Source organism: Acidisoma sp. PAMC 29798 (genome assembly GCF_030252425.1).
Classification (GTDB): Bacteria; Pseudomonadota; Alphaproteobacteria; order Acetobacterales; family Acetobacteraceae; genus Acidisoma; species Acidisoma cladoniae.
On record NZ_CP126995.1, the window covers coordinates 191,750 to 204,534 of the forward strand.

The window sequence follows — 12,785 nt, forward strand, 5'->3', positions numbered from 1 at the left end:
CGGCACGCTCGACCTTACGCTGCATATGCCGCGTCTGCCGGAACCGGACGAGAAAGTTCATGTGCAAGCAGCTTCGGAATCCGCAGGCGGTGTGATCGCCAACGCGGCTGTCGCCTGCGCGATGGCCGGCCGCGACGCACGCGTACTCATACAGGCCGGTGCAGACGATGCCGGAACGCGTGTGCTGGCCGAACTTGCAGCGCGCGGCGTCGATGTCAGCGCATCGATCCAGAGCGGCGAGAATTGCCGCGTCGTCATTCTCATCGAGCCGCATGGCGAAAAGCGCCTGCTGCTCTATCCCGGATCGAGTCTCTTCCCAAGCCTGACGCAAACGCAGTCTGTCGACCTCGACGACATCGGTTGGGTACATACGGCGATCTACGATCGCGCGGCTGCCGAAACCCTGATTGCGCGCTGCCGCGCTGGCGGCATACCCTGGTCGATCGACTTGGAGCCCGCCAGCTTCGCGGAGGGCATCGCAAGTCTGGCGCCACATCTTACCGGTGCTGCCATCGTCTTTTGCAATAGCCGCGCCGCCGATGCTTTGGGCGGTGACGCTGCCGCGCGCCTGCATGCCATGGGCGTTCGCGCCGTCATCCTGACTGAAGGTCCCGGTGGCGCGACATGGTGCGAGGGCAGCACCCACCAGCGAGTCGCTGCACCCGCCGTCGTTCCCGTGGATACCACGGCGCCGGGGACTGCCTCGCGGGTTGGGTCATCGCCGGGCTGATGGAGGGACGCACGAACCAAGTGGCTCTCGCCGAAGCCGTGCGGGCCGCGAGCCTGAGCTGCACTCGCCCCGGTGCGCAACTCTCCTATCCGACACGTGACGAAGTGAGGATCTCCGATGACTGCGCCTAAGGTTCTTCCCATCAAGCCGAGTGCGCTGGCCGAGCTCTTCGGCCGGCCCAAGCCCGTCATTGGCGTCATCCATCTGCGCGCCCTGCCCGGTGCCCCGCGCTATGACGGCTCATCCGTGCGCGCCATCTATGCCGAAGCCGCCGCCGATGCGCGCACCCTGGCTGAGGGCGGGATCGACGGCATCATCGTCGAGAATGCGAGCGACCTGCCCTTTTCGCGGCCCGAGGATATCGGGCCGGAGACGGTGGCCGCGCTGACCGCCGCCTGCCTGGAAGTGCGCGCGGCCGTGTCCACGCCGATCGGCATCACCTGCGTCGCCAATGGCGTGATCCCGGCGCTCGCGGTGGCCAAGGCCGTCGGCGCCCGCTGGGTCCGCGCCAATCAATGGGTGAACGCCTATGTCGCGAACGAGGGCTTCATGAATGGCCCGGCACCGCGTGCGCTGCGCTACCGCGCTGCCATCGGCGCCCAGGACGTTCGCATCTTCGCCGATGTGCATGTGAAATTCGGTGCCCATGCCATTACCGCCGACCGCAGCGTGACAGAACAATCGACCGACGCCGAGTGGTTCGACGCCGATGTGCTGATCGCGACCGGTGCCCGCACCGGGTCGCCCACCCAGGTCGGCGAAGTCGAGCAGGTGCGCGCCGGCACCAATCTTCCGGTCATCATCGGCTCCGGCCTCGACGCCGATCAGGTGCCCAGCCTCTTCGCGGTAGCCGATGGCGCCATCGTCGGCCAATGGCTGAAGCGGGACGGCGTCTGGTGGAATCCGGTTGATCCCGCACGGGTCGCGCGCCTGATGACGGCGGTCGAAAAGCTGCGCGGTGCCGCATGACGCCGCTGACCGACCCCACCGGCGTTTTCGCGGCGGCGCAATCCGGCACGCCACGCTGCGTCGTGCTGTTTCTGGCAAAGCGTCAGGTCGCGCCGTCGCCTGCCGACTTGGCCGGCATCGCAACCGTGTTGCGTCGTCTCCAGTCCCAAGGCTGGCTGCTATCGGTCCGTGCCATGCTCGCCCCGAATTTTGTTGACGAGCCGACCGGTTATGCGACGGGCTTCGCGCATGACATCGACATCGGCGGCATGTTCGAAGCGCCCTCGATGACCGCTGCCATGGCCGGTACGGTCGCTCTGGAACAGGCCGGCTGGGGCAAGCTCTTCACCACGGAATGGCTGCTGGGACCGCGCGAATTCGCGGCGGTGCAGGGCGCGCAGCCTGACCGCGATCGTCCCTGGGGCTTTCTCGCGCTATGGGAATGGAACGACGCCTGGAGCGCGGCCACGCCCGAGGAACGCCGCGACTACGACGCCGAATGCGACGTTGCCTTCGCATCCGATCTCGCCTCCGGTATCGACATCGCTGGCCGCCATCGCCTGGATTGGGCCAGCCGCTGGCATCATCTCGGTGCCTGGGAGGCGGAGAGCCCGGCCGCCATCGATGCCGCGATGCGTGAGCATGAGCGCGCGGCGGATTTCAAATTCACCACCTCTCGTCACTACATCGGCCGACGCACGCCCTTGCTCGCGCTGATCGGATCCGCTGCATGACCGATTGGATCTGGATCCACTACACGCGCGCGCGCCCGCATTGGTACGAATTATCCGATGCAGATCGTGCGGCGAAACGCGCCGCCTGGGCGGATGTCGCGCGGGAAACCGAAGCCGCTGGCGGCATTTCCCACGGCCGCTACAGCGTCCGTGGACAGAGCGACTTCGCGATCGTCGAGACCTGGGGCTTCCCGAGCGCCGATGCCGCCTTCGATCACTGGTCGCGCCTTACGCGCGCCGGTTATGCCGAGTGGTTCGTCTCGACCAACACGATCGGCCTGCGCTGCAAGGATCCGGCGTGAGCCAAACCCCGCTCCTGGAGGCGCGGGGAATCGGTCGGAAATTCGGCCATGTCCAGGCTTTGGACGGCGCGGATTTCACCGTCTATGCCGGTGAGATTTGTGCCCTCATCGGTGACAATGGCGCCGGGAAATCGACGCTGGTGAAAATCCTCTCGGGTGCCGACCGGCCGGATGCGGGCGAACTCCTGCTCGATGGACGCAGGATCATGCTGGACTCGCCTGTCGCCGCGCAGCAGGCGGGCATCGCGACCGTGTATCAGGACCTCGCCCTCGCGCCGGAACTCACGCCTTCCGACAATCTCTATATGGGCCGCGAATTGATGCGGCCCGGCCTGCTCGGGCGCATCGGCATCGTCGATCGCCCACGGATGCGAGCCCGTGCGCGGGAGCAGTTCGCGCGGCTTGGCGTCACGCTGCGGGCCTCGGGCGTGCCCGTTGCCTCCCTCTCCGGCGGTCAGCGCCAATCGGTCGCCATCGCCCGCGCCGCCATGTGGGCCGACAAGGTCATCTTCATGGATGAGCCGACCGCCGCCCTCGGCGTTGTGCAGACAGCACGTGTGTTGGAGTTGATCCGGCAAGTGAAGGCGCAGGGGATCGCCGTCGTGCTCGTCAGCCACAATATGCCGCAAGTGCTCGCCATCGCCGATCGGATCGAAGTCATGCGCCTCGGCCGGCGCGTGGCGCAGCTCGATGCGCGAAACGCGAGTTTCGAGCAACTGGTATCCGCCATGACGGGCGGCGCGGATGCGCAGGCGGCGGGATTGCCGGCATGAGCGCGCAAGCGAACGAGGCCGATCCCGGTCGCTGGTCCCGCCGCCTCGGTGGCGGCTGGATTTTGCTGCTGCTCATCGCCCTCATGGTGACTTTCTCGCTGTTGCGGCCGCATGCTTTTCCAAGCGTCTACAATCTGATGACACTTGCGGTGGATGCCGCGATCCTGCTGGTGCTGGCCCTCGGCCAGACCTTCGTCATCATCACCGCCGGCATCGATCTCTCAGTCGGCTCCGTGCTCGTCTTCGCCTCCGTCATCGGCGCCCGCGTCATGCTGGCCATCGGCGGCGCCAGCGGCGGCAGCTTCGGCACCACGGATGCAAGCTGGGGCGTCGTTGCCCTCGGCACCGTCGCCGCGATCCTGGCCGGCATGCTCTGGGGCGCCGTCAACGGCGTGCTGGTGGCTGTCGCGCGCATTCCGGCGCTCATCGTCACGCTCGGCTCTATGGGCATGGCGCTCGGTTTTGCGCAGATCGTCACGGGCGGGCTCGACGTGCGTGCGGTGCCCGAGCTGCTGGTCGATCATGTTGGCACAGGCACGATCTTCGGCATTCCCGTGCTCATCCTCATCGCCGTCATCGTCACGGTTCTGGTGGCGGTTCTCCTGCATCTGACGCGCTTCGGCAGCCGCACCTTCGCCATCGGATCGAGTGCCGAGGCGGCCCGCCGCGCCGGCATTCCCGTGCAGTGGCAAACCGTGCAGATCTACACTCTCGCCGGTGCGCTGGCGGGGCTTGGCGGCGTCATGGCCCTGGCGCGCTTCTCCACCACCACGATCGGCGGCCATACCGCCGACAACCTGACCACGATTTCGGCCGTCGTGCTGGGTGGCACGAGCCTGTTCGGCGGCGTCGGCAGCATCGCCGGCACCGTTATCGGCGTCTTCATTCCCATCGTTCTCCTCAACGGTTTCGTCATCATCGGCATTCCGCCCTTCTGGCAGACCGTGACGATGGGGGCCGTTCTCGTTCTCGCCGTTTACATCGATCAACTCAAAAGACGGGCGCGCCAGCGCTCATGACACCCATGAAAGGTCACACAACAATGTTTGCACGCGCCATAACGATGATCGGCCTTCTGGTCGGCAGCACCGCGCAGGGCACCGCGGCCTTCGCCGCCGACCATAGCGTGGCCCTGGTCCTAGGCGTCAATGGCAGCCCCTTCTATGAGGCATTGGCCTGCGGCGCCTCGGACGAAGCCAAGAAGCTCGGTCTTACGCTCAATGTTTCCGCACCCAGTCAATTCGCTGCCGACCAGCAAGTGCCGGTCGTCGATGCCGTGACAGCGCGCCATCCCGCCGTCGCCGTCATCGTGCCGACGGATTCGCAGGCCCTCGTCGCACCGATGCGCGCGCTCGCGAAAAGCGGCGTCGATGTGGTCACCGCCGACCAGACGCTGAATGACACGTCATTCCTCAAGGCCCAGATCGAGACCGACAATCTGCTCGGCGGCAAGCTCGCGGCCGATGAGATGAACACGCTCCTGCATGGCAAGGGCAGTGTTCTCGTCATCACCCAGCCGCCGGGTTCGACCGCGCAGGACGAGCGCACCGCCGGCTTCGTGACGGAACTGAAGACCTTCCCGGGCATCCATTATCTCGGCGCGCAGTATCAGAGCGACGATCCCCAGAAGGCTGCCGAAATCGTCACCTCCAGCCTCTCCGCGCATTCCGATCTCGCCGGCATCTTCTCCACCAACGACCAGGGCGCCATCGGCGCCATCACCGGCCTGCGCCAGGCCGGTGCCGGCAAGCGCGTCAAGCTGATCGCCTATGATGCCGCAACGCCGGAAGTCAGTGCCTTCAAGAACGGCACGATCGCTGCGCTGATCGCGCAGAATCCGAAGCAGGAAGGCGAGGTCGCGATGGAGGTCGCCGCCAAGTTGATCGCCGGCAAGAAAGTCGCGCCGACGGTCTATTCCGACATCGCCGTGATCCATGACGGCGACAATGCGAAGGCCGATGCTTTCGCATACAAAGCCGACTGCAGCCTGTGAGCACGGCACCTCTCCTTTCCGTTCGTGGCATCGCCAAGTGTTTTGGCGCGTTGACTGCGTTGACCGGTGTCGATCTCGACATCCGGGCGGGGGAGGTGCTTGCTTTGTTGGGGGATAACGGCGCCGGCAAATCGACCTTCGTCAAAATCCTCGCCGGTGCGCAGCCGCAGACCGAAGGGGAAATCCGGCTCGACGATGCGCCGATTGCTTTCGCATCGCCGCAGGATGCGGCGGCGGCCGGTATTGCCACGATCTTCCAGGAACTCGCTTTGTCGGAGAATCTCTCCATCGCCGAGAATGTCTTTCTCGGCCGGGAGTTGGTGCGCCGCGTCGCGGGCATTCCGTTTTTGCAGGGGCGCGCGATGAAGCGACGAGTCGTCACCCTGCTGGCGGAGTTGGATGCTCATATCTCCGATCCCGAGGCGCCAGTCGGCAGCCTGTCCGGCGGCCAACGGCAGGCGGTCGCGATCTGTCGCGCCCTCAATGTCAATGCCCGGCTGGTCATCATGGATGAGCCGACGGCAGCGCTTGCCGTGGCCGAGACTCGAAAGGTCCTGGCTTTGACACGCAGGTTGGCCGAGCGCGGCTGCGCCGTCGTGCTCGTGAGCCATAACATCGCCGATGTTTTCGAAGTCGCGGATCGCATGGTGGTGTTCCGGCGCGGTCGCAAGATCGCCGAACGCCAGCGCGATGCGACAAACCCCGAAGAGATCGTCTCGTTCATCACCGGCGCCCATCCCGATTTGCGGGCGCTTGAGACGCTAGCATGACTTTATCGACAACTGGAGGAAGAGAGACATGATGGGTTTTGTGAAACGCTCGCTGGTTGCAGTGAGCATGGCGGCACTGGCCGTCGGCGCCGCTCAGGCGGCCGATATGAAGACCGTGGCCTTCGTGCCGCAGATCATCGGCATTCCGTATTTCAACGCCATGGAAGACGGTGGCAAGAAGGCGGCGGCCGACCTCGGGGTAAAATTCATCTATTCCGGTCCCACCGATACCAACCCGGTCGACCAGTTGCAGATCGTGCAGACCCTGATCAATCAGGGCGTCAATGCCATCGCCGTCAGCGTTCTCGATGCGTCGAGCCTGGAGCCGGTCGTGGCCGCCGCCAAGGCCAAGGGCATCACGCTCTTCACCGCCGACAGCGATGCGCCGGCCAGCGGTCGGCTGGTCTATGTGGCGCAGGCAACGGATCGAGGCCTGGGCTTCACCATCATCGACGAGATGGTCAAGCGCGTCGGCCCGAATGCCACCATCGGCATCGTGTCGGGTGAGGCGACCGCATCCAATCTGAACGCCTGGATCGGCTTCATGAAGGAACGCGCCAAGGAGATGTATCCGCATCTGAAGCTGCTGGCACCGCAATTCGCCGGCGGCACGGCTGAGCGCGCGGATCAGATTGCCAGCGACATGATGACCGCGCATCCCGACATCAAGGGCATCATTGGCGTTGCCTCCACCACCTGTCCGGGCGTCGCCCAGGCCATCGAAACCGCCGGCAAGATCGGCCAGGTCATAGGCACCGGCTATTGCAGCCCGAATACGGTTCGCTCCTATCTCAAGAGCGGCTCCTTCGGCTACAGCGTGTTGTGGGACCCGACGGCGCTCGGCTACCTGACCGTCTGGGCCGGCAAGCAGTTGATTGACGGCACACCGTTCAAGGCCAGCAACAGCGTGCCCGGCTTCGCGAAACCCGTGACCTATGATGCCAAGACCGGCATCCTGCTGCTCGGCGCCCCGGCGGTCTTCACCGCTGGGAATGTCGATAACTACCACTTCTAGGATGCGGATGATGCCACGTTCGCTCATCGGTGGCCGTGAGGTCAGCCTGCTTGCCGGCTGCCTCGTGGTCGGCGTGGTGGGGAGCGTGGCATCGCCGTATTTCGCGACCTTCGAGAATCTGTCGACCATCTTCCGCAACTGCATCGAGCTGCTGCTGGTCAGCCTGGGCATGACGCTGCTGCTCGCCATGGGCAGCATCGACGTGTCGGTCGGCATGGTCATGGGCCTGGCCGCCATCGTTGTAGGCCGGATCATCGAGGGCGGCGGCAGTCCTCTGCTCGCCGTCCTCGCCGGCCCCGCCATTGGCGCCTGCCTAGGCTTGTTGACGACCTCCGTCGTCGTCTTAGGGCGCATTCCCGCCATCGTCGGCACATTGGGTCTGCTCGGCGTCTATCGCGCCGCCATCTTCCTCGCCCTCGGCGGTTCCTGGCTCTCCGGCCTGCCGCATAGATTGACGGCGGCCATCGGCGGCCATGTGCTCGGCGTGCCGATCGCCCTCATCGTCATTATCGCGTCCTACGGCATCGTCTGGGTCGCGCTACGTCGCACCAGCTTCGGCGTGCATCTGCTCGCCATCGGCAATGCGGAGGAGAAGGCCCGGCTATCGGGCGTCTCGGTACTGCGCACGCGCGCCATCACCTTCGTGGCGAGCGGAGTGCTGTGCGGCCTCGCCGCCGTCTTCTATGTCTCCACCTACCGAAATGTGGAAATGACCGTCGGCGGCAACGTCGCCCTGGAAGCCATCGCCGCCGTCGTGCTCGGCGGCACCAGCATTCTCGGCGGGCGTTGCAGCCTGTTGGGCACCGCCATCGGCGTCATGCTCATCCGCATTCTGCAAAACGGCCTGCTGCTCATGGGCGTGCCATCGCTGTGGCAGACGGTCGTGACGGGCCTGCTGCTGATTGTGATTCTGACCGGCGAGGTCGGCCAGACACGCCTGCGGAACGCGCTCTTCGTGCGGCGCGCTGCATGAGCCGCTTTGTCCCCCGCTCGACCACACTGACGATCCTCTGCGGCCTTTGGGTCGTCGTCGCGGTCGGCCTCGCGGTTTTGGCGCCCGGCGCCATGAATGCCTATACCGTCACCACGATCCTGCAATTCTCGACCATCCTCGCTTTGGTGGCGCTGGGCCAGGCGCTCGTCGTGCTGGCCGGCGGCGCGGGCATAGACCTGTCCGTTGGTGGCACCACGTCACTCACCGCAATCAGCGCCATGATGGCCGTGCAGGCCGGCATGCCCGCTTGGCTGCTGCTGCCGGCTTGCGTCCTGGGCGGCGGCCTGCTTGGAGCCATCAATGGCGTCCTCGTCACGCGCATCCGCCTGCTGCCGCTGATCGTCACGCTGGGCACCTTCTACGTCTATTCCGGCCTCGCTCTGGCGCTCACCGGCGGCGCCGCGCAAAGCGGCGTGCCAGCCTGGCTTATCGGCTGGGGGCGTGGCCAGATCGGCGCCGTGCCGCTGCCTTTCCTCACCACTGCGCTGCCCGGTTTCGCCGTCGCCGCCATCCTGCTGGGCATGACGAGTTGGGGCCGCTGGATCTATGCCATGGGTTTCAATGAGACTGCGGCACGGCTTTCCGGCATCAACGTCGATCGGGCGCGGCTGCTGATCTATGCCATCAGCGGCGCTTGCGCGGGGCTCGCCGCCCTGGTCTCGCTCGCCTGGCTCGGCAGCGGGCGGCCGGATATCGGCACCAACCTCGAACTGACCTCGCTGACCGCCGCCATGCTCGGCGGCATCGCCATCTTCGGCGGCGTCGGCGGTGTCGGCGGCGTTCTCGCCGCCGTCATCCTGCTGGTGACCTTGCAAACCGGCCTGCTCCAACTCAACGTCAACAGCATCTGGCAAGTCGGCATCGTCGGGCTGCTCCTGATCGTCGTGCTGTTGGCGGACCGGCTTTACTCGCGTCGGCGCGGGCCGACGCCGCTTCGGAGATAGAGTGATGACCGTGCAAACCCAGATCGCCGCTGCAGCCGATGCCAGCGGGCCGCGCCTCGCCGCGCTCCTATCCGACCTCATCGGTTTCGCCTCGGTCGTGAAAGCGGACCCGCGCGAGTCCGGCCCCGGAGAGCGGCTGTGCCAGGAATACCTCAAGGCGCGGATCGAAACGCTCGGCTTCACGACTGATCTTTGGGAGCCCGATGGCCCCGCCTTGCTGGCGAAATACGCCGGCCGCGCCGGTGCCCATAAGGGCCGCACCTTCGACGGCCGACCCAACCTGGGCGGCACGCTGAAAGGCAGCGGGGGCGGCCGCTCCCTCATGCTGAACGGCCATATCGATGTCGTGCCGCCTGGCCCCGCCACGCATTGGCGCACGGATCCCTTCACGGCCGAGATCCGTGACGGCTTCGTGCAGGGGCGCGGTGCGGTCGACATGAAGGGCGGCGTCGCCTGCATGCTCATGGCGATCGAACTGCTGGTCGAAATGGGCGTGCGGCTTGCCGGTGACGTGGTCTTCACAACGGTCGTTGACGAGGAAATCGGCGGCATGGGCTCGCTCGCCATGGTCGATCGCGGCTTCCGCGCCGATGCGGGCATCATGACCGAGCCGACCAACAACCGCATCGCTCCACTATGCCACGGCATCCTTAGGGGTCGCATCATCATCGACGGTATAGGCGGCCATGCCGAACTGACGCCCAATAGCTGGTATTCCACCGGCCCCGTGGATGCCATCCAACTCTGCCGCCAGATGCTCGACGGTATCGACATACTCAACCGCCGCTGGGCCCACGACCCCAAGAAACGCCATCCGCTCATGGAACTTCCTAATCAGCTCATCGTGACGCAGATGAGCGCGGGCGAGCATCCGGCCTCCACCGCCGGAAGAGCGGAGATCGTGGTCGATGTGCAGTATCTACCGTCCGAGAAGGATGAGCTTGGCATGGGCAGTCATGTGAAGCGGGAAGTCGAGGCGCATATCGCGGCCGTGTGCCAGGCCGATCCTTATTTGCGGGCGCATCCCGCCCGGATCGAATGGTTCCTGGATGCCGATTGCGCGGAGGTGCCGGCGGAGCATCCCTTCGTTCGGACCTTGCAGAACGCCGTGACGGAAGCCGGCCTTAGCCCCTTACTGGCGGGCTTCGGCGCGCATAGCGACATCGGCCTGCCCACAGGTCTCGGCGAGACGCCGACCGTGAATTTCGGTCCAGGCGATCCGACGATGGCGCATCAGCCAAACGAGCAGGTCGCGATCCAAAGCCTCGTTAACTGCACCCGCGCCATTGCCTTGGCGATCGAGCAATGGTGCCGGTAGGTTAGAGCGCCGCGCTTTGGTGAGGGGTGCTCTTTGTTACCCGCGAACTGCCACTCAGCGTTCCCCTAATAGCTAGCCGGGAGACTTCGGCTGTGTTGATGCTCAACCGCGCTTTGCATCGACTTTAGCTCGACTTCAGATTTAAGATGCGCGTCTTCTTGGCGTTGGTCGACGATCTCATTGGCGAGAACCCTTTGGCGCTCCACAATAAGATTGTAGTTGATTTCGAAATCCTGTTCCTGGGGAGCTCTAACCTGGCTTTGCACTGTGCGGCGTGTGGCTTCCATCCCATGTGTTTGGGCGTAGCCATTCCAGTCCGATCCATGATCATCCGATGCAAAATCGGGCAGGAGCGTATAGCCCGCGACCTCTGTGGCCGCCGCTTCAGCTGTCCGACGTCCGACATTTGGCTCTGTCGCATTTTTGCGTCTTGACGGCTTCCTGTATGATGGGAGGGCGCAGTTTTGGGACGAGACGATGGCGATTGACTTCAAGGGCAGTCACTTCGAGCGGGATATCATCCTGTGGGGTGTGCGGTGGTATGTGGCTTATCCGATCAGCTACCGCTAGCTTGAGGAGATGATGGGTGAGCGGGGCGTTGAGGTCGATCATTCCACGCTGAACCGCTGGATCGTGCGCTACGTGCCGTTTCTGGAGAGGGCGTTCGTCGCGCAAGCGTCCGGTGGGCGGCAGCTGGAGGCTGGACGAGACCTACGTGCGGGTCAAGGGCGCGTGGAAGTATCTCTATCGGGCGGTCGACAAGGTCGGTGCCACCGTGGACTTCCTGCTGACGGCCAAGCGGGATCGCAAGGCAGCGCTGCGCTTCCTGCGTAAGGCAGCCGGGCATCACGGCATTCCCGAGAAGATCACCATCGACAAGAGCGGCGCCAACACAGCTGCGATCGAGAGCTACAATGTCGAGCATGACGCGGAAATTGGGACCCGACAGGTCAAGTATCTCAACAACATCGTCGAACAGGATCACCGGGCAGTCAAACGATTGACCCGACCGATGCTGGGGTTCAAGTCGTTCTGGTCCGCAGCGGTAACCATCGCCGGCATCGAGATCATGCACATGATCCGCAAAGGACAGTTCCGCTCAACAGGAAAGTTGCGTCCGGCACAGCAGTTCTACTCCCTGGCCAGATAGGTCAATCCATCCTCATCTGAGGAAAACCCGACCAATCTGGAACCCTTTTTCTTCTTTCTAAACCCGATAACTTACATTCTCACGCGACCGCGACGCCGGCCGACTTTTCCTCCCATGTCACTGGGCTGGCAAGAAGCCGCGTCGGCCCGTAATCCTCCTCCTGCTCAATCGACATAGCCCCGTCGCGCGCGAGTTCCAGCGCCGCGAGCAGGGTGCTGGCGACCACGGCCCGCGCTCTCAGACCCCGGTTTGCGGCGTCAGCCGAGATCGCCGGCAGGAACTGGCTCAACTCGCCGACCTCCGGGTACCAGGGCCGGTCTCCACGGCGTGCGGGAAGACCTGTTTGCGCAGGTTCGTGCCCTCTACGACGCCGGCAAGACTGCAACGACGATTTGCGAGGAACTCGGCCTCAGCCGTCGACGCGTAGACCGCTGGGTGAGGCTCGAGCGACTGCCACCGCGCAACGCAATCGCCAGGTCACCGCGTTCACCGGGACACTTCCACGACTACCTGGCCCGTCGCTGGAAAGAGGGTTGCACACTCGCGACCCGCCTGTTGACTGAGATCAAGGGTCTCGGGTACACGGGATGCTACACGCATTTGGCACGTCTTCTTGCGCCCTGGCGCAGCAAGACAAGCAGCAAAGTCCAGGAGAAGGAGCGACAGCTGCCCCCGTCATCAATACCGTTGCCTCGCGATCCTACTACCGGTCGCCCCCTCTCGCCCCTGACGGCGGGCGCATTGTGTATCAAGCCCCGCCCGCTGCTATCGGTCCGTCAAATGGCAACGGTCGATGCGCTCAAGGCGAATTCGCCAGAGTTCGTGGTCATGCGGCAGCTCGCGATGCGATTTCGAGGCATCCTTCGTAGCCGTAACATCGACGCGCTTGGTCGATGGCTCAAGGATGCACACGAGTGCCGAATATACGAGATGCAGCGCTTCGCCCGAATGTTGCAAAGCGATTTGGACGCGGTGACGAACGCGCTCACGCTCCCCTGGAGCAACGGCCAGACAGAGGGCCAGATCAGCCGACTGAAGACCCTGAAGCGCTCCATGTATGGCCGCGCGGGAGTGGAATTGTTGCGAGCTCGGGTTCTTCCGTTCTGAATGCGTT

13 protein-coding genes and 2 pseudogenes are annotated in these 12,785 nt (G+C 64.6%); 14 read left to right on the forward strand and 1 reads right to left on the reverse strand.

Annotation, left to right across the window (positions count from 1 at the left end; all coding sequences use genetic code 11):
• Positions 1-25: 25 nt before the first annotated feature.
• From QP803_RS22735 to QP803_RS22795, 13 genes and pseudogenes are all read left to right on the forward strand, one after another.
• A pseudogene (locus QP803_RS22735) lies at positions 26-861 on the forward strand (carbohydrate kinase family protein).
• Positions 848-1,699 (forward strand): BtpA/SgcQ family protein, encoded by an 852-nt coding sequence (locus QP803_RS22740; protein WP_284948073.1) that lies wholly within the window; start codon positions 848-850, stop codon positions 1,697-1,699. Before QP803_RS22735 ends, QP803_RS22740 begins: the two are co-directional and overlap by 14 nt.
• The gene (locus QP803_RS22745) at positions 1,696-2,412 is read left to right on the forward strand and encodes a hypothetical protein (RefSeq protein ID WP_284948074.1); all 717 of its coding nucleotides are present in this window, start codon (positions 1,696-1,698) and stop codon (positions 2,410-2,412) included. The genes QP803_RS22740 and QP803_RS22745 overlap by 4 nt, the downstream gene beginning before the upstream one ends.
• Complete coding sequence (locus QP803_RS22750; protein WP_284948075.1) at positions 2,409-2,714, forward strand: hypothetical protein; 306 nt, start codon at positions 2,409-2,411, stop codon at positions 2,712-2,714. The genes QP803_RS22745 and QP803_RS22750 overlap by 4 nt, the downstream gene beginning before the upstream one ends.
• Complete coding sequence (locus tag QP803_RS22755) at positions 2,711-3,487, forward strand: ATP-binding cassette domain-containing protein (protein ID WP_284948076.1); 777 nt, start codon at positions 2,711-2,713, stop codon at positions 3,485-3,487. The genes QP803_RS22750 and QP803_RS22755 overlap by 4 nt, the downstream gene beginning before the upstream one ends.
• A complete protein-coding gene (locus QP803_RS22760) occupies positions 3,484-4,506 on the forward strand; it encodes an ABC transporter permease (protein WP_284948077.1) in 1,023 nt (340 codons plus the stop codon). The genes QP803_RS22755 and QP803_RS22760 overlap by 4 nt, the downstream gene beginning before the upstream one ends.
• A gap of 23 nt (positions 4,507-4,529) precedes the next feature.
• Positions 4,530-5,480 (forward strand): ABC transporter substrate-binding protein, encoded by a 951-nt coding sequence (locus QP803_RS22765; RefSeq protein ID WP_284948078.1) that lies wholly within the window; start codon positions 4,530-4,532, stop codon positions 5,478-5,480.
• Between the two features lie 50 nt (positions 5,481-5,530).
• Positions 5,531-6,250 (forward strand): ATP-binding cassette domain-containing protein, encoded by a 720-nt coding sequence (locus QP803_RS22770; RefSeq protein ID WP_284948079.1) that lies wholly within the window; start codon positions 5,531-5,533, stop codon positions 6,248-6,250.
• 28 nt (positions 6,251-6,278) lie between these two features.
• The gene (locus QP803_RS22775; protein ID WP_284948080.1) at positions 6,279-7,265 is read left to right on the forward strand and encodes an autoinducer 2 ABC transporter substrate-binding protein; all 987 of its coding nucleotides are present in this window, start codon (positions 6,279-6,281) and stop codon (positions 7,263-7,265) included.
• A gap of 10 nt (positions 7,266-7,275) precedes the next feature.
• A complete protein-coding gene (locus tag QP803_RS22780) occupies positions 7,276-8,238 on the forward strand; it encodes an ABC transporter permease (RefSeq protein ID WP_350356112.1) in 963 nt (320 codons plus the stop codon).
• The gene (locus tag QP803_RS22785; protein ID WP_284948082.1) at positions 8,235-9,203 is read left to right on the forward strand and encodes an ABC transporter permease; all 969 of its coding nucleotides are present in this window, start codon (positions 8,235-8,237) and stop codon (positions 9,201-9,203) included. Before QP803_RS22780 ends, QP803_RS22785 begins: the two co-directional genes overlap by 4 nt.
• A 4-nt stretch (positions 9,204-9,207) precedes the next feature.
• Positions 9,208-10,521, forward strand: a complete 1,314-nt coding sequence (locus QP803_RS22790) for an ArgE/DapE family deacylase (protein WP_284948083.1) — start codon at positions 9,208-9,210, stop codon at positions 10,519-10,521.
• Positions 10,522-10,998: 477 nt separating this feature from the next.
• Positions 10,999-11,671 (forward strand): annotated as a pseudogene (locus QP803_RS22795) (IS6 family transposase).
• A gap of 79 nt (positions 11,672-11,750) precedes the next feature.
• On the opposite strand, the gene QP803_RS22800 reads toward QP803_RS22795, so the two are convergent.
• Positions 11,751-11,960: a hypothetical protein gene (locus tag QP803_RS22800; RefSeq protein WP_284948084.1), complete on the reverse strand. Its 210-nt coding sequence runs from the start codon at positions 11,958-11,960 to the stop codon at positions 11,751-11,753.
• A gap of 146 nt (positions 11,961-12,106) precedes the next feature.
• Between QP803_RS22800 and QP803_RS22805 the strand changes: the two genes are divergently transcribed.
• Complete coding sequence (locus QP803_RS22805; RefSeq protein ID WP_284948177.1) at positions 12,107-12,778, forward strand: transposase; 672 nt, start codon at positions 12,107-12,109, stop codon at positions 12,776-12,778.
• Positions 12,779-12,785 lie beyond the last annotated feature (7 nt).

What these genes read in the sequence shown, in the direction of transcription:
- QP803_RS22740 (WP_284948073.1), top strand. Translation starts at nt 848, where the DNA reads ATGACTGCGCCTAAGGTTCTTCCCATCAAGCCGAGTGCGCTGGCCGAG.
- QP803_RS22745 (WP_284948074.1), top strand. Translation starts at nt 1,696, where the DNA reads ATGACGCCGCTGACCGACCCCACCGGCGTTTTCGCGGCGGCGCAATCC.
- QP803_RS22750 (WP_284948075.1), top strand. Translation starts at nt 2,409, where the DNA reads ATGACCGATTGGATCTGGATCCACTACACGCGCGCGCGCCCGCATTGG.
- QP803_RS22760 (WP_284948077.1), top strand. Translation starts at nt 3,484, where the DNA reads ATGAGCGCGCAAGCGAACGAGGCCGATCCCGGTCGCTGGTCCCGCCGC.
- QP803_RS22765 (WP_284948078.1), top strand. Translation starts at nt 4,530, where the DNA reads ATGTTTGCACGCGCCATAACGATGATCGGCCTTCTGGTCGGCAGCACC.
- QP803_RS22775 (WP_284948080.1), top strand. Translation starts at nt 6,279, where the DNA reads ATGATGGGTTTTGTGAAACGCTCGCTGGTTGCAGTGAGCATGGCGGCA.
- QP803_RS22780 (WP_350356112.1), top strand. Translation starts at nt 7,276, where the DNA reads ATGCCACGTTCGCTCATCGGTGGCCGTGAGGTCAGCCTGCTTGCCGGC.
- QP803_RS22785 (WP_284948082.1), top strand. Translation starts at nt 8,235, where the DNA reads ATGAGCCGCTTTGTCCCCCGCTCGACCACACTGACGATCCTCTGCGGC.
- QP803_RS22790 (WP_284948083.1), top strand. Translation starts at nt 9,208, where the DNA reads ATGACCGTGCAAACCCAGATCGCCGCTGCAGCCGATGCCAGCGGGCCG.